The organism is Microtetraspora sp. AC03309 (assembly GCF_020826795.1).
In the GTDB taxonomy this organism is placed as follows: domain Bacteria; phylum Actinomycetota; class Actinomycetes; order Streptosporangiales; family Streptosporangiaceae; genus Microtetraspora; species Microtetraspora glauca.
Genome location: NZ_JADDIL010000588.1, coordinates 1 through 407 on the forward strand (window position 1 = coordinate 1; position 407 = coordinate 407).

A 407-nucleotide genomic window follows, 5' to 3' on the forward strand; every position below is an offset into this window, starting at 1 on the left:
CACCGTTGCACTGCAACGCATTCGATGTGACCCGATGTTCGGCCTACTACTGGCCTCGCTACGCGGCGGCGGTGTGATGGCCGATCTCACGCAATCGTCCGTGCCGGCCGCCTTCGCCACCGAGCTCACCGGGCTGGGGGAGGACGATCCGGCAGCTGCGGCGTGGATCGTGCGCCTGGTGTTGTCCTTGCTGGTCTGGCCGGGTCCCGACGAAGCGACCGAGCAGGAGATGCTGCGGCGCTTTGTTGCCCCGGCGTTCGGCTAGGGCCTCTTCACACATCGAAAACCGATGTGGCTCATGCCGGTATCCACCATCTGGGGCCTGCGGGCGGCTGGGCGGTACCGCATGCAGTAGCTGTCGGCGCACAGGAACGAGCCGCCTTTGATCACCTTGCGCCCGATCTGGA

The 407-nt window shown here is 66.1% G+C and carries 2 protein-coding genes; one reads left to right on the plus strand and one right to left on the minus strand.

What is annotated here, in order from left to right:
* Window positions 1-265, plus strand: a 265-nt coding sequence (locus tag IMZ11_RS44490; protein WP_255708233.1) for a hypothetical protein, incomplete at its 5' end; no start/stop codon positions are given.
* Here IMZ11_RS44490 and IMZ11_RS47000 read toward each other — a convergent pair.
* Window positions 262-390, minus strand: a complete 129-nt coding sequence (locus tag IMZ11_RS47000) for an SUMF1/EgtB/PvdO family nonheme iron enzyme (protein WP_374463298.1) — start codon at window positions 388-390, stop codon at window positions 262-264. The two genes, IMZ11_RS44490 and IMZ11_RS47000, sit on opposite strands and share 4 nt — an antisense overlap.
* Window positions 391-407 lie beyond the last annotated feature (17 nt).